Source organism: Microbacterium sp. AC026 (genome assembly GCF_979258475.1).
In genome coordinates, this window is record NZ_OZ409857.1 from 1,212,472 (window position 1) to 1,233,587 (window position 21,116).

The window sequence follows — 21,116 nt, forward strand, 5'->3', positions numbered from 1 at the left end:
GATGATCGATCTGACCGTCGCCGACGACGTCGCCACCGTCGTCCTGAATGCGCCGACGAAACGGAATTCACTCGACGAGCAGGCGCTCCGCGATCTCGGCCGCGCCTACGACGAGGCGGATGCCGCGGGAGTGCGCGCGCTGGTGCTGCGGGGCGAGGGCCGGGCCTTCTGCGCCGGTCGCGACATCTCGGGCGTCGACCCCCGTGACGACGACGTGATCGGGTATCTCGGCGGGCTCGTGACCCCGCTGCTGCAGCGGATGGGACGGTTCCCCGCCCCGACCTTCGCGGTGGCGCACGGCGCCTGTCTCGGCGTCGGCCTCGGACTCCTCATCGCCACCGACGTCGTGTACGTCGCAGAGTCGGCCAAGATCGGGTCACCGTTCGCCGCGCTCGGTGCCACTCTCGACTCCGGCGGCCACGCCCTCTTCGTCGAACGTCTCGGGGCGCACCGGGCACTCGACCTCATCTACACCGGTCGGCTGATGAGCGGCACCGAGGCCGTGTCAGCGGGGCTCTTCTCCCGGGTGCTGCCCGACGACGAGGTCGTGCAGGCGACGACGGATGCCGCGGCGACCGCTGCGCGTGGCGCCACCGCCGCCTTCCTGGCGAGCAAGCAGCTGGTCGCCAGGATCCGCGACGAGCGCCTGGCGCTGTGGGAGTCGATCGATCTCGAGAACGCCGCCCAGGCCGCCCTGTGCGACACCGACGACTACCGCGAGGGGTTCGCGGCGTTCCAGGAGAAGCGCACGCCGGAGTTCCGCGGCCGCTGAGTCGCATCCGCTTACTGCGGCAGGACGGACGGACGCAAGGCCGTCGCCGATGTCGGATGCCGGTGCGAGACTGCCTGCATGTTGCTCTCGGAGCTCGTCTCCACCGCCGAAGAGGTCACCGCCACCGCATCGCGCCTGGCGAAGATCGACGCCGTGTCCCGGCTGCTCGCACGCGCTGACGCGGCCGACGTGCCCGCCCTCGTCGGGCTGCTGCTCGCGACGCCGCGACAGGGACGGCTGGGTGTCGGCTGGCGCGGAGTGGCGGCGCTCGACGTGCAGCACGCTGCCGAGCCCTCCCTGTCGATCCGTGATGTCGATGACGCGTTCGAGGCCTTGACCGGCTCGTCCGGGTCGGGGTCGACCGCGGCGCGTTCCGCGATCCTCTCGACCCTCGCGTCGCGAGCGACGGCTCCCGAATGGGACTTCCTGTCGCGGGCCATGCTCGGCGAGCTGCGCACGGGCGCGCTCGGCGGCGTCCTGCTCGATGCCATCGCCCGTGCCGCGGATCGCCCGGCGGCATCGGTGCGACGAGCAGCGATGCTCTCCGGCGACCTGGGCGAGACCGCCGTGCTCGCACTGACCGGCACGGAGGACGAACTCGATGCGGTCGGCCTGGTGGTCGGTCGCCCCGTGCTGCCGATGCTCGCATCGACCGCGGCCACCCCGACCGCCGCGCTCGACATCACCGGCACCGCGTCCGTCGAGTACAAGCTCGATGGCGCGCGCATCCAGGTGCATCGCCAGGGAGACGATGTGAGCGTCTACACCCGCAGCCTCGCCGACATCACCCACCGGGTGCCGGAGATCGTCGAGATCGTGCGCGCGCTCCCCGCACACGATCTGATCCTCGACGGTGAGACGCTGTCACTCGACGAAGACGGCGGCCCTCGGCCGTTCCAGCAGACGATGTCGCGGTTCGGGGCAGACGTCTCGCGCGAGCTCGTGCTGCGGCCCTGGTTCTTCGACATCCTGCACGTCGACGGACGCGATCTGCTCGACGAGCCCCTGTCCACCCGCCTGACCGAACTCGAGAGGGTCGTCGGCGAATGGCGTATGCCGGGCATCGTCACCGACGACGCCGAAGCGGCCGAGCAGCTGTCGCGCGAGGCTCTCGCCGCGGGCCACGAAGGGGTGCTCGTCAAAGGGATCGATGCGCCCTATTCGGCGGGACGCCGCGGCAAGTCCTGGGTCAAGGTCAAGCCCGTGCTCACGTACGACCTGGTCGTGCTCGCCGCCGAATGGGGGTCGGGTCGGCGCCAGGGGCTCCTGTCGAACCTGCACCTCGGCGCACTCGACCCGACCGGCGAGTTCGGCGAGCCCGGCGGTCTCGTCATGGTCGGCAAGACGTTCAAGGGGCTCACCGACGAGCTGCTGCGCTGGCAGACGGAGAACTTCCCGCCGCTCGAGACGAGGCGCACGCAGGGCGCGGTGTTCCTGAGACCGGAGTTCGTGGTCGAGATCGCGATCGACGGCGTGCAGCGCTCGCCGCGATACCCCGGAGGCATCGCGTTGAGGTTCGCGAGAGTCAAGGGCTATCGACCCGACAAGAACCCTGCCGACGCCGACACGATAAAGACCCTGCGGGCGCTGCTGCGCGGGTGATTCCCGTCAGGCCGACGGAGCGAGACCGAGGTCCTCTTCGCGCACCGTGCCCTGGAACGACCAGGGGAAGTTGATCCACAGGTCGGTGTCCTTCCAGGCGTAGTCGGGCTGGATGATCGTCGACGGCTTGGTGTAGATCGTGACCGAGCGCACGTCGGCACCCTTGTCCTTCAGCAGCTGCACGGCGAGGGCGAGCGTGCGACCCGAATCTGCGACGTCGTCGACCAGCAGCACGCGTCGACCGTCGAGATACGCCATGTCGAGTTCGGGCGGCAGCACCTCCGGCGCGTCGAGCACCGTGCCGATGCCGGTGTAGAACTCGACGTTGATCGCACCGCAGTTCTTCGCTCCGAGACCGTAGGCGATGGCACCGGCAGGCAGCAGACCGCCCCGCGCGATGGCCACCACCACCTCGGGCATGAAGCCGCTGTCCAGGATCCGGCGCGCGAGGTCTCGCGTCGCGGATCCGAAGCCGTCCCAGGTGAGCGTCTCGCGCTCGATCGATGCATCCGTCATCGTCTCATTCTCCTGCACCACCACTCGAACTCCCGCCACGCCGTCGCCTCAGCCGAGGCGCGTGACCTCGACCGAGACGAACAGCTCGGAGGCGCTGGGTCCCGCGTACACCCCGCGCAGCGGTGCGACATCGGCGTAGTCCCGACCGTGGCCGACATAGACGTGCGATTCGCCGATGTCGACGAGGTTGGTGGGGTCGTATCCGCGCCACTCGCCGGAGTACCACTCGACCCAGGCGTGCGACTCCCCGTCACAGCCTGTCCGATCGCGGCCGTCGGATCGGGATGCAGGTACCCCGACACGTAGCGCGCCGGGATCCCCGCGGCGCGCAGCACGCCCAGCGCCACATGAGCGATGTCCTGGCAGACGCCGGACCGGGTGGGCCACGCGTCGCGGGCGGTCGAGCTCACGCCGGTGACGCCGCTGCGATACTCCATGGCCTCCCCGACGGTGCGGCAGATCTCCCGGGCCGTCTCGTCGACGCCACCACCCTCCGCTTCGATGTGCAGGGCGAGGTCGCGCATCTCGTCATCGGGAGCGGTGGCAGGGGTCTGCGCCACGCATTCCGCGAGTTCGAGCGATTGGGGTATCCGGGCTGCCAGTTCGTCCCAGTCGATGTCCGCCTCTCCCGTCGGCAGCGGCCTCACATCCACCACGCTCGTCGCGGTGACCGAGAGCATCTGATGCGGGGTCAGCAGCTCGAACGTCGAGACCCGGGTGTCCCAGTAGTCGGTGTACGAGTGCTGGGTCGCGGTCGGCGATATGTCGAGCGTCGCCTGCAGCACGAACTGTCCGTCCCGGGAGTGCGGCAGCATCCGCGCCTCGTTGTACGACGCCGTCGCCGGCTGCTCGTAGCGGAAGCCGGTGCGGTGAACGATCTTGAGCCGACTCACAGCGCCTCTCCGATCCACACCGGCATCGCGATCGAGGGGAAGTACCGCTCCCTGATCGCGTCACTCGCCACCGACATCCCCACCTGGACCTCCTCCATGCTCTCCGACAGCCGATGCACGGTGTCGCCGATCGGTCGGTACTCGAGCTCCGACCGCATGCGTCCCAAGACGCGATGCGCCCGATCGGGCACGCCGAACGCACCCGCCGGATCGATACCGCGCAGACACTCCTCGGCCTGGAGGATGCTCGAGAGCACCGATCGGGGGAACAGCCGGTCGATCAGGAGGAACTCCACGGCGGACGCTCCCGTGGGCACCGCCCGGTGGCTGCGCAGATGGGCTTCGTATGCCCCGCAGCTGCGCAGCAGCGTCGTCCAGCTCGGCCCCCTGCATCGGTCAGCGACCGCGTCGCCAGCAGCCGCGCCGTCATGTCCGCGCGCTCGATCGAGCGGCCGAGCACGAAGAAGTGCCAGGCCTCATCCCGGCTCGTCGAGGAGTCGACGACCCCGAAGGCCAGCGCCGACCGATCACGCACCCAGCGGAAGAACGGGTGCGTCTTGTCCGAGGCGATCCGCCGCGGCATCCGTGCGTTCGACTCGTTCAGCGTCTCCCAGAGGTCCGTCGAGATGATCTCGCGCGCTCGACGAGCGTTCTCCCGCGCCGCCGCGATCGAATGGGCGATCGACGCGGAGTGCTCACGATCCAGCGCGAGCAGCCGCACGACGTCGTCCCGGCTCAGCACGGTGCCGGCATCCGCCGTCGTCCCCATCACCGACAGGAGCGCCCGACATGCGGTGTCCTCCTCGACCCACGGATCCTCGAGCAGCAGCTGCAGGTGCACATCGAGGATGCGGGCGGTTCCGTCGGCGCGCTCGACGTAGCGGCCGATCCAGAACAGCGCCTCGGCGATGCGACTCAGCATCCTGCGCCTCCCTGCTGCTGCTGTTGCTGCTGCTGTTGCTGCTGTTGCTGCTGGTGGTGACGCAGGTCCAGGTCCTCGTCCTGCGGAGACGAGAGGAAGGGCGGATGCGGTTCCTCACGCGCCGGAGCGACCACGGCGATCGCCCCGGTCGCCAGCGACACCTCGTCTGCGGCGGCGTCCGGGTCGCCGTCCAGAGTCGACGTCGGCCCGGTGAAGAGCGACGGATCCAACACCCAGGTGTCCTTCGACCCTCCGCCCTGGCTCGAGTTCACGACGAGCTGCCCCTCGGGCAGAGCGACGCGCGTGAGACCGCCGGGCAGCACCCAGATGTCGTGCCCGTCATTCACGGCGAAGGGTCGCAGATCGACGTGTCTCGGGCGGAATCCGTCCTCCACGAGCGTCGGGATGGTCGAGAGCTGCACGACCGGCTGGGCGATCCAGCCTCGGGGATCCGCCCGCAGCGACCGACGCAGCTCGTCCAGCGTCTCGCGCGACGCGTCGGGACCGACGACCAGCCCCTTCCCGCCGGATCCGTCGACCGGCTTCACCACCAGCTCGTCGAGCCTGTCGAGCACCTCCTCCAGCGCGTCCGGCTCCTCGAGCCGCCAGGTGTCGACGTTCGGGATCACCGGCTCCTCTCCCAGGTAGTAGCGGATCAGATCGGGGACGTACGTGTACACGAGCTTGTCGTCGGCCACGCCGTTGCCGACGGCGTTCGCGAGCGTCACGGTGCCGAGGCGCGCCGCGAGCATCAGCCCCGGTGCGCCCAGCACCGAGTCCGGACGGAACTGCTGCGGGTCGAGGAACTCGTCATCGACCCTGCGGTAGATCACGTCCACCCGCGTCGGCCCCGAGGTCGTGTGCATCCACACCCGACCGCCCGAGCAGAAGAGATCGCGTCCTTCGACGAGCTCGATGCCCATCATGCGAGCGAGCAGGGTGTGCTCGTAGTACGCCGAGTTGTGCACCCCGGGGGTCAGCACGACGACGGTCGGATCATCGACGCCGTCCGGCGCCGCCGCACGCAGCGCCTGGAGCAGCCGCCCGGGGTAGTCGACGACGGGACGCACGCGCAGGCTGGTGAACAGCTCGGGGAGCGTCTGCGCCATCACCCGGCGATTCGCGAGCACGTAGCTGACGCCGCTCGGCACGCGCACGTTGTCCTCGAGCACGCGCCAGGCTCCGAGCTCGTCGCGGATGACGTCGATCCCCGCGACATGGATGCGCACGCCGTTCGCTCCGACGATGCCGGCCGCCTGACGGTGGAAGTGCGCGGAGGAGCTGATCAGCGACGAGGGGATCACGCCGTCCTGCACCGCATGCTGCCGGCCGTAGACGTCGGCGAGGAAGGCCTCGAGCGCACGCACCCGCTGCTTCACCCCCGACTCGACATAGCGCCAGTCGTCGGCGGCGACCACGCGAGGCACCACGTCGAGCGGGAACGGACGCTCCTCCCCGGCGAAGTCGAACGTCACGCCCTGCGCGAGGTACGAACTGGCGAGCGCGTCGGTCCGTGCCCTCAGCTCGGCGTCGTCCATGCTCGCGAGCGCGGGATACATGTCCTGATAGGGCAGGCGCACTCCCCCACCACCGGGCTGCGCATCGGCAGGGAACATCTCGTCCCACGGCGCGGCCCCCGCTCGCTGCGGCGACCGGCGCGAGGTGTATCCGTCGAACAGTGACTCCATGGCCGCATGTTTCCGTGTCGCGGTTTCGGCGGTGTTACGCGCGCAAGTCGGCGCCGCGTCGGCACGGGCGCGATAGGATTTACGCGTCCGGCGCTCTCCGACGCCGGTGCCTGAAAAAGAGGCACGAAGCTCCCCACGATGACGCGGGGGCGAGACACATACGGAATACGAACGTTCTCCGTCCCTGTCTCGAAAGGCTTTCGCATGCCCTCCGTCTCCGCGCACGTCGCACTCACTCTCGCCCAGCACATCGACGCCGTCTTCGGTGTGATGGGCAACGGCAACGCCTACTTCCTCGATGCGATCGAGACCCAGACGAATGCCGTCTTCACGGCCGTCCGTCATGAGCAGGGCGCAGTGGTCGCCGCCGATGCGCACTTCCGCGCGTCCGGCAGGATCGCTGCGGGCACCTCGACCTACGGCGCCGGTTTCACGAACACCCTCACAGCACTCGCCGAGGCCGTGCAGGCGCATGTCCCCCTCGTGCTGGTGGTGGGCGATGAGCCGACGTCCGGTCCTCGTCCATGGGACGTCGACCAGATCGCCCTGGCCTCGGCGGTCGGTGCCCGCACCTATACGGTCGGGCACGCGGATGCCGCAGCGACCACCGTCATCGCGATCGAGCACGCACTGACCTACCGCGTGCCCGTCGTGCTGGCGATCCCCTACGACGTGGCCTCACGCGAGGCCGGCCCGGTGCCCGAGGCTCCGCTGCCCCGCATCCCCGCGCCGCTCGCGCCGCGCGGCGAGTTCGCCGAGGGCACGCTCGACGAGATCGCCCAGGCGCTTCACGGAGCATCGCGCCCCTTCCTGCTGGCGGGTCGCGGCGCCTGGCTCGCGGGGGCCGGTGCGGCGCTCGGCGAGCTGGCGTCCCTCACCGGCGCTCTGACGGCCTCGTCGGCGCTGGGGCGCGGTGTCTTCCCCGACACCCGGTTCGACCTCGGTGTCACGGGAGGATTCGGGGCCGACGGCGCCATGGAACTCGTGCGCACCGCCGATGTCGCCGTCGTGTTCGGCGCCTCCCTGAACCAGTTCACGATGCGATTCGGCGAACTCTTCGCACCGGGCACCAGGGTCTTCCAGATCGACATCGCGCCCGCAGCCACGCACCCGCACGTCGGCGGCTTCGTGCGTGCGGATGCTCGCGTGGCGGCCGAGGAGCTCGTCGCCCGGGTCGGCTCGCTCGGCTCCGGCGCCGCCCCTGAGAGCGGTTCTGCCGAGCACGGCCTCGGAGCGGAGGCACACCGCACCGAGACTCCGACTGTCCAGCACGGCGAGTCGTACCCGGCATCCGACGCTGTGCCCGCACAGCCGTGGCGCGAGACGGTCGACGTCGAGGCCGCACGCGCGTACGACGAGGGCGACGAGCTCGCTCCCGACGGACGCCTCGACCCCCGCTCCGCCGCGCGTCGCATCGCCGAGCTCCTGCCCCCCGACCGCGTCGTCGTCTCCGACGGCGGCCACTTCATCGGCTGGGCGAACATGTACTGGCCGGTCGAGGCCCCCGACCGCATGATGATGGTCGGCACCGCCTTCCAGTCGATCGGGCAGGGCTGGCCGAGTGTCGTCGGCGCAGCCCTCGCCCGCCGCGAGTCGACCGTCGTGCTGACGTCGGGCGACGGCGGCGGACTCATGGCGATCGCCGACCTCGAGTCGGCAGTGCGCGCGGCAGCGGGTCGAGGCATCGCCGTGATCTGGAACGACGCCGCCTACGGTGCCGAGGTCAACCTCTACGGGCTCAAGGGGCTCGCCGAGGGCCCGATGCGCATCCCCGAGGTCGACTTCGCGGCGTTCGGCGCCGCGGTGGGCGCGGAGGGCGTCGTCGTGAAGACGCTCGCAGACCTCGATCGACTCGCCACATGGACGCAGGAGGATGCTGCGACGCGGCGGTTCCTGCTGCTCGACCTGCGCATCTCGGGTGACGTGATCGCGCCCTACCAGCAGGAGATCATCCGCGTGAATTCCTGACCTCGCCGAGTCGCTAGGCTCCTCGTCATGACCGAGAATTCCGGAGTCCTGCGATACAGCGCATTCGCCGCGACGCCCGACGGCGGCAACCCCGCGGGAGTCGTACTCGATGGCTCAGATCTGAGCGACGCGCAGATGCAGCGGATCGCCGTGGATGTCGGATTCTCCGAGACCGCCTTCCTCGTCGCACGCACCGATGGCGACGGTGTGCCGCGCTACCGGGCGCGTTACTGGTCGCCGGCGGCTGAGGTGCCGTTCTGCGGACACGCGACCGTCGCGACGGCGGTCGCCCTCGCCGAGCGCGACGGGCCGGGCGATGTCGTGTTCGACACGAACGCGGGCGCTGTGACGCTGCGCTCGACGGTGGATCGGGATGGCGCGGTGACCGTGTCGTTCACGAGCGTCGAGCCGCAGGTGCGCGATCTCGACTCCGACGTGCTCGACCGGTTCCTCGCGCTGCTCGGACTCACCCCGGCGGATCTCGATGAGCGCTTCCCCGCCAAGGAATCGTTCGCCGGCAACTGGCATCCGATCGTCGTGCTCCGTGATCGGGACCTGTTCGATCAGTTCCGCTTCTCGCCCGCCGAGGTCGCCGCACTCATGCGCGAGCAGGGGTGGTTCGGCACCTCGACAGTGCTGCACGCGGCGAGCACCGCCGACTTCGATGCCCGCAACCTCTTCCCGGTGGGACGGATCACCGAGGACCCGGCGACGGGCTCGGCGGCTGCATCGGTCGGGGCGTATCTGCGCGACCTCGGACACCCGGCGACGACCGTCCGCATCCATCAGGGCGCTCACGTGCGTCGTCCGAGCCTCTTGACCGTGACGATCCCGCCGACCGGCGGAATCGAGGTCTCCGGCGGGGCGTCCCTCCTGACCTGAGCCCGTCGTCACACACCCGCTGCGTTAGCCTTCCGAGATGCCTGCCATCCGCAACATCGCCGTCGGCCTGCCCGTCAAGGACGGACACCTGCTCGCGCTCGAAGGGCACGACGCCTCGCGCGGCCTGGACTTCCTCCGGGCGATCGGCGGCGGGATCGAATTCGGTGAGACCGCCGCAGAAGCTCTCGGTCGCGAGTTCAGGGAGGAGCTCGGCGTCACTCTCGAGGGCGCCGAGCCACTCGGCGTCTTCGAGAACATCTTCACGTACGAAGGCGCGCCCGGTCACGAGATCGCCCATGTGTTCGCGGTGACATCCGCCGAGCTGGATGCGGTGCCCCTCGACGCCGAGCTTCACATCCTCGACGAGGGCAGCCCGGTGCGCTGGGTGCCGATCGACGACATCCGTGCCGGCACCCGCGTCCTGTTCCCCGAGGGCGCACCGGAAGCGCTGCTCACCCTCGTCGAGCGCGTCCGGTGAGCGTCCGGATCACGGCACGTCAGGACTGCGCGCCGTAGTCGGGAAGCTCCTGCAGTGTCCAGGTGTTGCCGTCGGGGTCGTCGAAGGTGACGAAACGGCCCCACGCCTGCTCATCCACCCCCTGCGCCTCAACGCCGAGGCCCTTCAGATGCGCCAGCGCCTCATCGGCATCCGGAACGACCACCTGGATCGTGTTCTGCTGCCCCGGCAGCAGTCCCTCGCCCAGGTTGGTGCCGAAGGCGATCGAGCAGGCCGACCCCGGCGGTGTCATCTGCACGAACCTCAGGCCCTCGTAGGGCACCTGATCATGATCGGCGTGGAAGCCGATCCTCTCGTAGAACTCCTTCGACCGGTCGACATCCGAGACCGGGACGAAGATCAATTCGATCTTCCACTCCATCGCGCACTCCTCCTGTCGGGGCGCCTTCGCCCATCGGCCCTCAGAGTACGCGGGGCCTCCGACACCCGCCAGAGGCTCTCACCCGAAGCAGTCTGCGCTCGTCACTGACGCCCGATGGGAGGAGATCTGCGACCGGGAGGGCGCCCTGCGCAGGAAGCACCTCCCGATCGCAGATCCCCTCCGGATCGCAGATCCCCTCCGGATCGCAGGCTCAGGATGCCGGCAGCAGCGCCCCCTCGAAGAACGACGCCAGCTCGTCCGTCGCGTCGAGGGGCAGGATCGCGGCGACGTACTGATCGGGCCGCACTACGACGATGACGCCGTCGCGCGACAGCTCCCGCGCCTCGAAGATGTCGGTCTCGGTCCACTTCGACGGGCCGGCCGCGTAGACCTTCTCCCAGTCGGTGAGCCCGAGCGGACCGGTCTTCGGCTGGAACAGCGCAGGCGCCGAGGTGACCTCGACCTCCTCGTGCGGCTGCTGGTAGATCGCCTTGACGTCGAAGACGGCATCGGTGTCGGCATCCGCAGGCGTGAACCGGGAGAGCACCGGAGCCGCCGACTCGGCCCACGCGTCGAGCGTCGCCGCATCGCGACCCGCGAACGCGTAGACGCGCCAGCGCCCGTCCGCCTTGGCGTGGTGCCCGAGATGGATCGCGTTGCCGTCGCCCACCCGCACGACCTCGGCCGACTTGAAGCGCTTGCCGAGGGGGAATCCGCCCGCAAGTGCCTGATGTGCGTCCGAGCCGGTGATCATCGACGAGGTGTACTGCGTCATGAAGCCGGAGGGGAACTCCGCCGTCGCCAGGTAGTACGTCGCGAGGTCCGTGGGGTCGGTGATCTCCGACGGCTTGCGCGCCATCAGGGTCGACCACTCCCGATCGAAGTCGATGAGCTGCTGCGCGACCGGCCGACGCTCAGCACCGTAGGTCGCGAGCAGCGCCTCGGGCGCCCGACCGGTCAGCACCGATCCGAGTTTCCAGCCGAGGTTGAACCCGTCCTGCATCGACACGTTCATGCCCTGGCCGGCCTTCGCGCTGTGGGTGTGGCAGGCATCGCCCGTGAGGAACACGTGCGGCGTGCGACCCGACCCGTCGATCACGTCGTCGAACCCGTCGGTGACCCGGTGGCCGACCTCGTAGACGCTGTGCCACGCGACCTCCTTCACGTCCAGCGTGTAGGGGCTGAGGATCGCGTTCGCCTTGGCGATGATGTCCTCGATGGGCGTCTGCCGCACGCGGTGGTCGTCGTCCTCGGCGACCTCGCCGAGGTCGATGTACATCCGGCTGAGGTACCCGCCCTCCCGCGGGATGTGCAGGATGTTGCCCGCCTCCGAGTTGATCGCGCACTTGGTGCGCCAGTCGGGGAAGTCGGTGTTCACGAGGACGTCCATGACACCCCAGGCATGCGCAGCGCTGCCGCCGACGTGCGTGCGGCCGATCGCCTGGCGCACGCCGCTGCGTGCGCCGTCGCAGCCGACGACGTACTTCGCGCGGATCGTGCGCTCTTCGCCGGTCCGCTCCCCTGCGACGTAGCGCAGAGAGACCTCGACCGGGTGCTCGCCCTCGTCGTGCACGGTGAGTCCGGCGAATTCGATGCCGTAGTCGGGCGCGATGCGGCCGGGACCGTTCGACGCCGCCTCGGCGAAGTAGTCGAGCACGCGTGCCTGGTTGACGATGAGGTGCGGGAACTCGCAGATGTCGTAGGCGTAGTCCGCCGTCCGCGACGTGCGGACGATCTCGTCGGACTTCTCGGGATTCGGACCCCAGAAGTTCATCCAGCCGATGTTGTAGGCCTCGGCGATGATGCGCTCGGCGAATCCGAACGCCTGGAACGTCTCGACGCTGCGCGGCTGGATGCCGTCGGCCTGCCCGAGCACCAGACGGCCCTCGCGCTTCTCGATGATGCGCGTGGAGATGTCGGGATACTGCGACATCTGCGCCGCGAGCAGCATGCCGGCGGGGCCCGAGCCGACGATCAGCACATCGATCTCGTCGGGGAGGTCGGCGGGCCGGTCCGCGCCGAGCCCCGCGGCGTCCTTCACGCGGGGGTCTCCGGAGACATAGCCGTGGTGGTGGAACTGCATCGTCGTCGATTCCTTCCGGACTTCTCTGTCAGGTATTGCCTTCGAACGGCACGTGTTCTATATTCGAACACGACGTTCTACTATTGAACACAGCTTAGGGACGGTCGTCTCGAAACGCAAGGGAGCGCACGCATGCCCGAAGGCACTCCGGCCTCGCAGACCCTGAGCCGCGGCATCCGCATCCTGGAGGTTCTCGCCGATGCGCGGATCCCCCTCACGATCGACGAGATCGCCGCGCGACTCGACGTACATCGCTCGGTGGCGTATCGCCTGCTGCGCACCCTGGAAGACCACCGACTCATCGGAAGGGACGCCTCAGGCGCCGTGACCCTGGGACCGCGCATGGCCGCGCTGGCAGCGGGCGTGGCTCACGATCTGCAGGCCGAGGCCATCCCCGAGCTGACCGCGATCGCCAACGAGCTCGGCATGACCTGCTTCCTCGGCGTGCTCGACGGCGATGACTGCATCACACTCGCGAGCATCGAACCCCGCCACGCGATCGCGAGCGTCGCCCAGCGACCGGGCGCCAGGCACTCCGTCACGGTCGGAGCGCCCGGCAAGGCGATCCTCACGCAGCTCCCGGTGTCCCAGTGGCCCGGAGAACCGGGGGCGACACTGCGCGCAGAGGTCGACCGAGCTCGCGCCCGCGGATATGCGACGAGCCATGACGAGGTCATCCCCACCGTGCAGTCCGTCGCCGTGCCCCTCGTGCTGCGCGGCCAGCGGCCCGCGGCGATCGCGGTCGTCCACGTCGCGACCGCCCTCGACGACGCCGAGATCGCGGACCGCCTGAGGCGCTCGGCATCCGCGATCCGCGACGCGCTCGACGGCTGAGCGCTCGGCGGCGGAGAACCGGACCGACGCTCTCCTGCACACGCACGAACGCACGCCCGCCAGGCGGACGTGCGCTCGTGCGTGGATGCGGGTCAGGCCCTGGCGAGCCCGCGGATCGGGCTCACGGACTGCTCCTCCTCGTGATCCGGCCCCAGCGGGATGCCCGAGCGATCACGCAGCAGCAGCGTCGCCACGAGGCCGAGCAGCGTCATGCCGGCGAGATACCACGTGACGGCCTGCGTCGAGCCGGTCGCCTGCACGATGGCGGTCGCGATGGTCGGCGCGAACGCACCGCCGGCGATGGCGCCGATCGCATACGAGATCGAGACGCCCGAGAAGCGGATGCTGGCGGGGAAGAGCTCGGTGTAGAGCGCCGCCTGCGGCCCGTAGGTGAAGCCAAGACCGATCGTGAGGATCGCGAGGCCGGCGAACAGCAGTCCGACCTGGCCGGTGTTCACGAGCGGGAAGAGCGTGAACACACCGACGAGCTGCATCACCCAGCCGATGATGTAGGTGGTGCGCCGACCGATGCGGTCCGACAGCCACCCGGCGATGAGCGTCGTGATGAGCCAGGTGACGGCCGAGCCGGTGACCGCCCACAGCACCGGTCCGCGCTCGAGACCGATCGGGCCCTCGGGGTTGGTGGCGTAGCCCTGGATGTATCCGCCGGTCGTCATGTACCCGACCGCGTTGTTGCCGGCGAAGACGAGGGCGGCGACGATGACGAGCAGGAGGTGCTTGCGGAACAGCTGCACGATCGGCATGCTCGCCTTCTCCTTGCGCTCGGCGAGCTCGATGAACACCGGGCTCTCCTCGACCTTGCGGCGCACGTAGTAGCCGACCAGGATCAGGACGACGCTGAGCAGGAACGGGATGCGCCAGCCCCACTGGATGAACTGGTCTCCGGGGGCGATCGCCGTCATCAGCGCCATCACTCCCGACGCGAGCAGCAGACCGAGCGGCACACCGATCTGGGGCGATGCGCCGAAGATCCCGCGCTTCTTCTTCGGGGCGTGCTCGACGGCCATCAGCACCGCACCGCCCCACTCGCCTCCGGCCGAGATGCCCTGCAGGATGCGCAGCAGCACCAGCAGGATGGGTGCGGCGATCCCGATCGCGTCGTAGGTCGGCAGGACTCCGATGAGCGCGGTCGCCGCTCCCATCAGGATCAGCGTCCACATGAGAACGGTCTTGCGCCCGAGCTTGTCGCCGTAGTGTCCCGCGAGGAACGCTCCGAGCGGGCGGAAGAGGAAGCTGACGCCCACGGTGGCGAAGGCGATCAACGCGCTGTTCGCGCCGAGCGGCTCGAAGAAGAGCTGCCCGAAGACCAGCCCGACCGCCGTGGCGTAGATGAAGAAGTCGTACCACTCGACCGTGGTGCCGACGACGGTGGCGAACACGACCCGGCGCCGATCGGCCGGTGTCGCGATGGTTCCGGTGGGTGTGAACCCAGCCTGTGACTGCCCGCTCATAGGGGTGTCTCCTTTGATTGTGACCGCATTGTCACGGCTCGCGTCCGAGGTGTGTCGAGTTGCTTGCCGAGGGGTGACACGATGATATATGATTTCGAATACGACGCACAAGGCGTCGACGTGAAGCGCGAGGAGGCGCCCCGTGACGGCATCCATGACCCGCCCCGGCAAGATCATCGCGATCCATCTGAGCTACGCCTCCCGTGCCGACCAGCGCGGCCGGCGCCCCGCAGCTCCCTCCTACTTCTTCAAGCCGGCGAGTTCCGTCGGTGTCTCCGGGGGCACGGTCGAGCGCCCGGCCGGCACCGAGCTGCTCGCCTTCGAGGGCGAGATCGCGCTCGTCATCGGCACCCCTGCCCGCCGCGTCTCGCTCGATGACGCGTGGAGCCATGTCGGCTGGGTCACCGCCTCGAACGACCTCGGCCTCTACGACCTGCGCGCCAACGACAAGGGATCCAACGTGCGATCCAAGGGCGGCGACGGCTACACGCCTCTCGGCCCAGAGCTGATCGACGCCCGCGCGGTCGACCCCGCGGCCCTGCGTGTCCGGGCCTGGGTCAACGGAGACCTGCGCCAGGACGACACCACCGCCGGCCTCATCTTCCCCCTCGCCCAGCTGGTCGCCGACCTCTCTCAGCACTTCACGCTCGAACCCGGCGACGTCATCCTCACCGGCACGCCCGCGGGTTCCTCCGTGATCGTCCCCGGCGATGTGGTCGAGATCGAGGTGGATGCTCCGGATGCCGAGGGCTCCCCTCCTCGGGACGCCTGGTGACCACCGTCACGCAGGGCGATGTGCCCTTCGACGCCGAGGTCGGCTCGCTTCCCGCCGTCGACGACCTGCAGCGCACCGAGGCATGGGGCTCCCGCGAAGACGCGGGCCTGCCGCCTGAGGCCACATCCGCGCTGTCCCCCGAGCTCCGCGCCAAGCTGTGGGAAGCTCCGACAGCCGGCCTCTCGTCGCAGCTGCGCAAGCGCGGACACCACTCGTGCTTCATCGATGGCGTCTCTGCGAACCTCCCCGGCAGCAAGATCGTCGGCACAGCCAAGACGCTGCGCTTCGTGCCGTTCAGAGAAGACCTGTTCGCGAGCCATGGCGGCGGATACAACGCCCAGAAGCGGGCGTTCGATGCCGTCGGCGAGGGCGAGATCATCGTGATCGAAGCGCGCGGCGACGCGACCACCGGAACACTGGGCGACATCCTCGCGCTCCGCGCCCGCGCCCGCGGCGCCGCCGGAGTCGTGACCGACGGCGGTGTGCGCGACTTCGACGCGGTCGCCGAGATCGGCCTCCCGGTCTTCTCGCAGGGCGCTCATCCCTCCGTCCTCGGACGCAGGCACGTGCCGTGGGACTCCGACGTCACCATCTCGTGCGGAGGCGCCACGGTCCAGCCGGGCGACATCATCGTGGGCGACGGCGACGGCGTCATCGTGATCCCTCCCTCGCTCGCCGAGCAGGTCGCAGACGATGCTCTCGCGCAGGAGATCGAGGACGCGTGGATCGCCGAGCAGGTCGCCGCCGGACATCCGGTCGACGGCCTCTTCCCGCTCAACGCCGCGTGGCGGGAGAAGTACGAAGCCGCCACCGGCACCGGTGCCGGCTCATGACGACGGTGGCGAACTCCAGCAAGTCGGAGCAGGCGTACGCCTGGATCCGCTCACGGATCTCGGGACACGTCTTCGGCCCCGGTTACCGTCTGGTGCTGGGATCGTTGGCGGAAGAGCTCGGGATGAGCGTCGTGCCGGTGCGTGAAGCGATCCGCCGGCTCGAAGCCGAGGGCCTCGTGACGTTCGAGCGCAACGTGGGCGCGCGGGTGACCCTCGTCGACGAGAGCGAATACGCGCACACGATGCAGACGCTCGGGCTGGTCGAAGGCTCGGCCACCGCCCTCTCCGCTCCCTTCCTCGACGCCGAGGCGCTCGACGCCGCGGAGGCGGTGAACGAGCGGATGATCCAGATGCTCGGTCATCTCGACGCCCATGCGTTCACCGAGCTCAACAGGCAGTTCCATTCGCTGCTCTTCGAACCCTGCCCGAATCCGCACCTGCTCGACCTCGTGCACCGTGGCTGGGCGCGGCTGTCCGGCATCCGGGATTCGACCTTCGCCTACGTGCCCGGCCGGGCTCAGCACTCGGTCGAGGAGCACGCGCAGATCCTCGAGCTGATCCGAACGGGCGCCGACCCGCTCGAGATCGAGCTCGCCGCCCGCAACCACCGCCTGCGCACGAGGGACGCCTTCCTCGACGCGCTGCACACCCGTTCTCACCACAACTCAGGAGACGAGTCATGACCGATTCCCGCATCCCCGCAGACCTGCCCGACCACATCCAGCACTACATCGACGGAGCGTTCGTCGACTCCGTCGACGGTGACACGTTCGATGTGCTCGATCCGGTGACGAACAAGACCTACACGACCGCAGCCGCCGGCAAGAAGGCCGACATCGAGCTCGCCGTCGCCGCTGCCACGCGCGCATTCAACGAGGGCCCCTGGCCTCGGATGCTGCCGCGGGAGCGCTCGCGGGTGCTGCACAGGATCGCCGACATCGTCGAGTCGCGGGATGCCCGCCTCGCCGAGCTCGAGTCGTACGACTCTGGCCTGCCGATCACCCAGGCGCTCGGCCAGGCCCGCCGCGCGGCCGAGAACTTCCGCTTCTTCGCCGACCTGATCGTCGCCCAGTCCGATGACGCCTTCAAGGTTCCCGGCAAGCAGATGAACTACGTCAACCGCAAGCCGATCGGCGTCGCCGGCCTCATCACGCCGTGGAACACGCCGTTCATGCTCGAGTCGTGGAAGCTCGGCCCCGCACTCGCGACCGGCAACACCGTGGTGCTCAAGCCCGCCGAGTTCACGCCGCTCTCCGCCTCGCTCTGGGCGGGCATCTTCGAGGAGGCCGGGCTGCCGCAGGGCGTGTTCAATCTCGTGAACGGCCTCGGCGAAGACGCCGGAGACGCCCTCGTGAAGCACCCCGACGTGCCGCTCATCTCGTTCACGGGCGAGAGCTCGACCGGACAGCTGATCTTCGGCAACGCCGCACCGTTCCTCAAGGGCCTGTCGATGGAGCTCGGCGGCAAGTCCCCCGCCGTCGTCTTCGCCGATGCCGATATCGAGGCCGCGGTCGACGCGACGATCTTCGGCGTGTTCTCCCTCAACGGCGAGCGCTGCACCGCCGGCTCCCGCATCCTCGTCGAGCGCTCCATCTACGAGGAGTTCGTCGAGCGCTACGCCGCCCAGGCGAAGCGCGTGAAGGTCGGCTACCCGCACGACCCGGCCACCGAGGTCGGCGCGCTCGTGCACCCCGAGCACTACGACAAGGTGATGAGCTACGTCGAGATCGGCAAGACCGAGGGCCGCCTCGTCGCCGGCGGCGGCCGCCCCGAGGGCTTCGACGAGGGCAACTTCGTCGCGCCGACGGTGTTCGCCGACGTCTCCCCCGATGCCCGCATCTTCCAGGAGGAGATCTTCGGCCCCGTCGTCGCCATCACCCCGTTCGACTCCGACGACGAGGCGCTCTCGCTCGCGAACAACACGAAGTACGGCCTGGCCGCCTACATCTGGACGAACGACCTGAAGCGCGCCCACAACTTCGCGCAGTCCGTGGAGGCGGGCATGGTGTGGCTGAACAGCAACAACGTGCGCGACCTGCGCACCCCCTTCGGCGGCGTCAAGGCTTCGGGCCTGGGCCACGAGGGCGGCTACCGCTCGATCGACTTCTACACCGACCAGCAGAGCGTGCACATCACGCTCGGCGGCGCGCACAACCCGACCTTCGGCAAGAACTGAGCAAGGACCCGACATGACCGACAAGACTGCGAAGACGCTGACCTCCTCGGGCTACTACGTGAGCCAGGAGGCTCCGATCGAGACCGCCAACCCGATCGCGACGCCCGAGAGCACTCCCCGGACGTGCTGCGCTGCGCCTACATGGAGCTGGTCGTCACCGACCTCGCGGCCTCGCGGGTGTTCTACGTCGACGTCCTGGGGCTGTATGTCACCGAAGAGGACGACAAGGCGATCTACCTCCGCTCGACCGAGGAGTTCATCCACCACAACCTCGTGCTGCGCAAGGGGCCGATCGCCGCTGTCGCCGCGTTCTCCTACCGCGTGCGCTCGGCTGAGGATCTCGACCTCGCCGTGGCGTTCTACACCGAGCTCGGCTGCGACGTGCGCCGCAACCCGGAGGGCTTCGTCAAGGGCGTCGGCGACTCGGTGCGCGTGGTCGACCCGCTGGGCTTCCCCATCGAGTTCTTCCACCAGTCCGACCACGTCGAGCGCATGTCGTGGCGCTACGACCTGCACATCCCGGGCGAGCTCGTTCGACTCGACCACTTCAACCAGGTCACCCCCGACGTGCCCCGCGCCGTGAAGTTCATGCAGGATCTGGGGTTCCGCGTCACGGAGGACATCCAGGACGACGAGGGCACCGTCTACGCGGCCTGGATGCGCCGCAAGCCCACCGTGCACGACACGGCGATGACCGGCGGCGACGGGCCGCGCATGCACCATGTGTGCTTCGCGACCCACGAGAAGCACAACATCCTCGCGATCTGCGACAAGCTCGGAGCCCTCCGCCGCTCCGACGCCATCGAGCGCGGGCCCGGCCGTCACGGCGTCTCGAACGCGTTCTACCTCTACCTCCGCGACCCCGACGGTCACCGCGTCGAGGTCTACACGCAGGACTACTACACCGGCGACCCCGACAACCCCGTCATCACCTGGGATGTGCACGACAACCAGCGTCGGGACTGGTGGGGCAACCCGGTCGTCCCGTCCTGGTACACCGAGGCCTCGCTCGTTCTCGACCTCGACGGCAACCCCCAGCCCGTCGTCGCCCGCACCGACGACTCCGAGATGGCCGTCACGATCGGCGCCGACGGCTTCTCGTACACGCGACCCGGCGACGACGAGGCCATGCCGGAGTACAAGCAGGGCGAGTACAAGCTCGGCCACCAGCTCTGATCGATTCATCCGCAGGTTCGCACGCAGGTTCGCACACAGAGGAGAGACGGATGCTGTCACCTGACATCGTCGCGCAGATCGCCGGAGAGCTCGCCGAGGCCGACCGGACCCACTCCGTGATCCCCCGGATCACCGCCCGGTACCCGGACGCGACGGTCGAGGATTCATACGCGATCCAGGGGGTCTGGCGCGACTCGCAGATCGCCGCGGGACGCCGTCTCGTCGGACGCAAGATCGGATTGACGTCGAAGGCGATGCAGCAGGCCACCGGCATCACCGAGCCCGACTACGGGGTGATGTTCGACGACACCGTCTACGAGTCGGGTGCCGAGATCCCGGTCGACCACTTCTCGAACGTGCGCATCGAGGTCGAGCTCGCGTTCGTGCTCAAGCATCCGCTCGAGGGACCCGACTGCACGCTCGACGACGCCCTCGCCGCGATCGACTACGCCGTGCCGGCGCTCGAGGTGCTGAACTCGCACATCGAGCTCGAGGGCAGGACGATCGTCGACACGATCAGCGACAACGCCGCCTACGGGGCCATGGTCCTCGGCGATGTGCACAGGCGCCCGGACGAGATCGACCTGCGATGGGTGCCCGGCGTGCTCTCGCGCAACGGCGAGATCGAGGAGACCGGAGTCGCCGCCGGCGTGCTGGGCCACCCCGCCACCGGCGTCGCCTGGCTCGCGAACAAGTTCCACCAGCACGGCGCGCGTCTCGAGGCCGGCGAGGTCATCCTGGCAGGATCGTTCACACGCCCGATGTGGGTGTCTCGCGGCGATCAGGTGCTGTGCGACTACGGACCGATGGGAACGATCGAATGCCGCTTCATCTGAGCCCCTCCTTCCGCGAGCATCTCGCCGTCTCCGATCGCCCGCTCATCGGGATGTGGGCGTGCTCAGGCAGTGCCCTCGTCACCGAGGTGGCTGCGGGCTCGGGCCTCGACTGGCTGCTGATCGACATGGAGCATTCGGCCAACACGCTCGAGTCCACGCTGCTGCAGCTGCAGGTCGTCGCCGCCTATCCGATCACCCCGGTGGTGCGCGTGCCGTCCAACGACATCGTGGCGATCAAGCAGGTCCTCGACCTCGGAGCACAGAACCTCATCGTCCCGATGGTCTCGTCGGCCGAGGAGGCACGCGCGGCCGTCTCGGCGACCCGCTATCCGCCAGAAGGCGTCCGAGGAGTCGGGAGCGCGCTCGCCCGCAGCGCGCGCTGGAACCGGGTCGACGGCTACCTGCGCGACTCGGCGCGGCACACCTCCCTCACCGTGCAGATCGAGACGGTCGCCGGGGTGGAGGCCGCCTCCGAGATCGCGGCGGTCGAGGGCGTGGACGCCGTGTTCGTGGGCCCGTCCGATCTCTCCGCGTCGATGGGACTGCTCGGCCAGCAGACGCATCCGGATGTCGTCGCCGCCGTCGAGCAGGTGTTCGCCGCGGTCGCGGCCGCAGGCACGCCCGTCGGTGTGAACGCCTTCGATCCCTCCGCCGCCGATGCGTACACCGCCGCCGGCGCGGACTTCGTGGCGGTCGGTGCCGACGTGGCGATGCTGGCACGCGCATCCGAGGCTCTGGCCGCCCGCTTCATCCCGGCATCCGACGACACGACCCGCGCCAGCTACTGACGCCTGCCGCTGCCCTCGAGTG

The 21,116-nt window shown here is 69.2% G+C and carries 16 protein-coding genes and 3 pseudogenes; 12 read left to right on the forward strand and 7 right to left on the reverse strand.

Translation table 11 applies throughout. The annotated features are described in order from the left end of the window. Position 1 precedes the first annotated feature (1 nt). Both ACZZ93_RS06145 and ACZZ93_RS06150 read left to right on the forward strand, forming a co-directional pair. Entirely contained in the window at positions 2–772 is a 771-nt protein-coding gene (locus tag ACZZ93_RS06145) for an enoyl-CoA hydratase/isomerase family protein (RefSeq protein WP_463510671.1), read from the forward strand. A 78-nt stretch (positions 773–850) separates the two neighbouring features. After that, the gene (locus tag ACZZ93_RS06150) at positions 851–2,374 is read left to right on the forward strand and encodes an ATP-dependent DNA ligase (protein ID WP_463510672.1); all 1,524 of its coding nucleotides are present in this window, start codon (positions 851–853) and stop codon (positions 2,372–2,374) included. Between the two features lie 6 nt (positions 2,375–2,380). On the opposite strand, the gene ACZZ93_RS06155 is transcribed toward ACZZ93_RS06150, so the two are convergent. The 4 genes and pseudogenes from ACZZ93_RS06155 to ACZZ93_RS06170 form a co-directional block, all read right to left on the reverse strand. Continuing rightward, entirely contained in the window at positions 2,381–2,890 is a 510-nt protein-coding gene (locus tag ACZZ93_RS06155; RefSeq protein WP_053099026.1) for a phosphoribosyltransferase, read from the reverse strand. Beyond that, positions 2,887–3,783, reverse strand: coding sequence for a transglutaminase family protein (locus ACZZ93_RS06160; RefSeq protein WP_463510673.1), 897 nt, complete (start codon positions 3,781–3,783; stop codon positions 2,887–2,889). The genes ACZZ93_RS06155 and ACZZ93_RS06160 overlap by 4 nt, the downstream gene beginning before the upstream one ends. After that, positions 3,780–4,705, reverse strand: a pseudogene (locus ACZZ93_RS06165) (alpha-E domain-containing protein). Before ACZZ93_RS06165 ends, ACZZ93_RS06160 begins: the two are co-directional and overlap by 4 nt. After that, complete coding sequence (locus ACZZ93_RS06170) at positions 4,699–6,393, reverse strand: circularly permuted type 2 ATP-grasp protein (protein ID WP_400340534.1); 1,695 nt, start codon at positions 6,391–6,393, stop codon at positions 4,699–4,701. The pseudogene ACZZ93_RS06165 and the gene ACZZ93_RS06170 overlap by 7 nt, the downstream one beginning before the upstream one ends. Positions 6,394–6,597: 204 nt before the next feature. Between ACZZ93_RS06170 and ACZZ93_RS06175 the strand changes: the two genes are divergently transcribed. Genes ACZZ93_RS06175 through ACZZ93_RS06185 form a run of 3 tightly spaced genes read left to right on the forward strand, consistent with a single transcriptional unit; the run spans position 6,598 to position 9,721 of the window. Beyond that, a complete protein-coding gene (locus ACZZ93_RS06175; RefSeq protein ID WP_463510674.1) occupies positions 6,598–8,361 on the forward strand; it encodes a thiamine pyrophosphate-binding protein in 1,764 nt (587 codons plus the stop codon). Between the two features lie 27 nt (positions 8,362–8,388). Further along, positions 8,389–9,243 (forward strand): PhzF family phenazine biosynthesis protein, encoded by an 855-nt coding sequence (locus tag ACZZ93_RS06180; RefSeq protein WP_463510675.1) that lies wholly within the window; start codon positions 8,389–8,391, stop codon positions 9,241–9,243. Between the two features lie 37 nt (positions 9,244–9,280). Then, positions 9,281–9,721 (forward strand): NUDIX hydrolase, encoded by a 441-nt coding sequence (locus ACZZ93_RS06185; protein WP_463510676.1) that lies wholly within the window; start codon positions 9,281–9,283, stop codon positions 9,719–9,721. A 19-nt stretch (positions 9,722–9,740) separates the two neighbouring features. On the opposite strand, the gene ACZZ93_RS06190 is transcribed toward ACZZ93_RS06185, so the two are convergent. Then, a complete protein-coding gene (locus tag ACZZ93_RS06190; protein WP_072590904.1) occupies positions 9,741–10,121 on the reverse strand; it encodes a VOC family protein in 381 nt (126 codons plus the stop codon). Positions 10,122–10,332: 211 nt separating this feature from the next. Then, entirely contained in the window at positions 10,333–12,204 is a 1,872-nt protein-coding gene (locus ACZZ93_RS06195) for an FAD-dependent monooxygenase (protein WP_463510677.1), read from the reverse strand. Between the two features lie 132 nt (positions 12,205–12,336). Here ACZZ93_RS06195 and ACZZ93_RS06200 point away from each other — a divergent pair, with 132 nt between their 5' ends. Further along, positions 12,337–13,038, forward strand: coding sequence for an IclR family transcriptional regulator (locus tag ACZZ93_RS06200; RefSeq protein ID WP_053095415.1), 702 nt, complete (start codon positions 12,337–12,339; stop codon positions 13,036–13,038). A 92-nt stretch (positions 13,039–13,130) separates the two neighbouring features. On the opposite strand, the gene ACZZ93_RS06205 is transcribed toward ACZZ93_RS06200, so the two are convergent. Next, complete coding sequence (locus tag ACZZ93_RS06205) at positions 13,131–14,510, reverse strand: MFS transporter (protein WP_053095414.1); 1,380 nt, start codon at positions 14,508–14,510, stop codon at positions 13,131–13,133. 154 nt (positions 14,511–14,664) lie between these two features. Here ACZZ93_RS06205 and ACZZ93_RS06210 point away from each other — a divergent pair. From ACZZ93_RS06210 to ACZZ93_RS06235, 6 genes and pseudogenes are all read left to right on the forward strand, one after another. Then, positions 14,665–16,118, forward strand: a pseudogene (locus ACZZ93_RS06210) (fumarylacetoacetate hydrolase family protein). After that, positions 16,115–16,801: a GntR family transcriptional regulator gene (locus ACZZ93_RS06215; RefSeq protein ID WP_053095412.1), complete on the forward strand. Its 687-nt coding sequence runs from the start codon at positions 16,115–16,117 to the stop codon at positions 16,799–16,801. Before ACZZ93_RS06210 ends, ACZZ93_RS06215 begins: the two are co-directional and overlap by 4 nt. Further along, on the forward strand, positions 16,798–18,294 hold the full coding sequence (hpaE, locus tag ACZZ93_RS06220; protein WP_463510678.1) for a 5-carboxymethyl-2-hydroxymuconate semialdehyde dehydrogenase: 1,497 nt from the start codon (positions 16,798–16,800) through the stop codon (positions 18,292–18,294). Before ACZZ93_RS06215 ends, hpaE begins: the two co-directional genes overlap by 4 nt. Positions 18,295–18,307: 13 nt before the next feature. Beyond that, positions 18,308–19,470, forward strand: a pseudogene (hpaD, locus tag ACZZ93_RS06225) (3,4-dihydroxyphenylacetate 2,3-dioxygenase). A 50-nt stretch (positions 19,471–19,520) separates the two neighbouring features. Further along, the gene (locus tag ACZZ93_RS06230; RefSeq protein WP_295102880.1) at positions 19,521–20,306 is read left to right on the forward strand and encodes a fumarylacetoacetate hydrolase family protein; all 786 of its coding nucleotides are present in this window, start codon (positions 19,521–19,523) and stop codon (positions 20,304–20,306) included. Beyond that, positions 20,291–21,094, forward strand: a complete 804-nt coding sequence (locus ACZZ93_RS06235) for an HpcH/HpaI aldolase family protein (RefSeq protein ID WP_463510679.1) — start codon at positions 20,291–20,293, stop codon at positions 21,092–21,094. Before ACZZ93_RS06230 ends, ACZZ93_RS06235 begins: the two co-directional genes overlap by 16 nt. Positions 21,095–21,116: the final 22 nt, after the last annotated feature.

Coding starts and splice junctions, on each gene's coding strand:
- ACZZ93_RS06190 (WP_072590904.1), bottom strand. CDS start 10,121: ATGGAGTGGAAGATCGAATTGATCTTCGTCCCGGTCTCGGATGTCGAC.
- ACZZ93_RS06180 (WP_463510675.1), top strand. CDS start 8,389: ATGACCGAGAATTCCGGAGTCCTGCGATACAGCGCATTCGCCGCGACG.
- ACZZ93_RS06205 (WP_053095414.1), bottom strand. CDS start 14,510: ATGAGCGGGCAGTCACAGGCTGGGTTCACACCCACCGGAACCATCGCG.
- hpaE (WP_463510678.1), top strand. CDS start 16,798: ATGACCGATTCCCGCATCCCCGCAGACCTGCCCGACCACATCCAGCAC.
- ACZZ93_RS06215 (WP_053095412.1), top strand. CDS start 16,115: ATGACGACGGTGGCGAACTCCAGCAAGTCGGAGCAGGCGTACGCCTGG.
- ACZZ93_RS06175 (WP_463510674.1), top strand. CDS start 6,598: ATGCCCTCCGTCTCCGCGCACGTCGCACTCACTCTCGCCCAGCACATC.
- ACZZ93_RS06150 (WP_463510672.1), top strand. CDS start 851: ATGTTGCTCTCGGAGCTCGTCTCCACCGCCGAAGAGGTCACCGCCACC.
- ACZZ93_RS06200 (WP_053095415.1), top strand. CDS start 12,337: ATGCCCGAAGGCACTCCGGCCTCGCAGACCCTGAGCCGCGGCATCCGC.
- ACZZ93_RS06230 (WP_295102880.1), top strand. CDS start 19,521: ATGCTGTCACCTGACATCGTCGCGCAGATCGCCGGAGAGCTCGCCGAG.
- ACZZ93_RS06235 (WP_463510679.1), top strand. CDS start 20,291: ATGCCGCTTCATCTGAGCCCCTCCTTCCGCGAGCATCTCGCCGTCTCC.
- ACZZ93_RS06155 (WP_053099026.1), bottom strand. CDS start 2,890: ATGACGGATGCATCGATCGAGCGCGAGACGCTCACCTGGGACGGCTTC.
- ACZZ93_RS06185 (WP_463510676.1), top strand. CDS start 9,281: ATGCCTGCCATCCGCAACATCGCCGTCGGCCTGCCCGTCAAGGACGGA.
- ACZZ93_RS06145 (WP_463510671.1), top strand. CDS start 2: ATGATCGATCTGACCGTCGCCGACGACGTCGCCACCGTCGTCCTGAAT.
- ACZZ93_RS06170 (WP_400340534.1), bottom strand. CDS start 6,393: ATGGAGTCACTGTTCGACGGATACACCTCGCGCCGGTCGCCGCAGCGA.
- ACZZ93_RS06195 (WP_463510677.1), bottom strand. CDS start 12,204: ATGCAGTTCCACCACCACGGCTATGTCTCCGGAGACCCCCGCGTGAAG.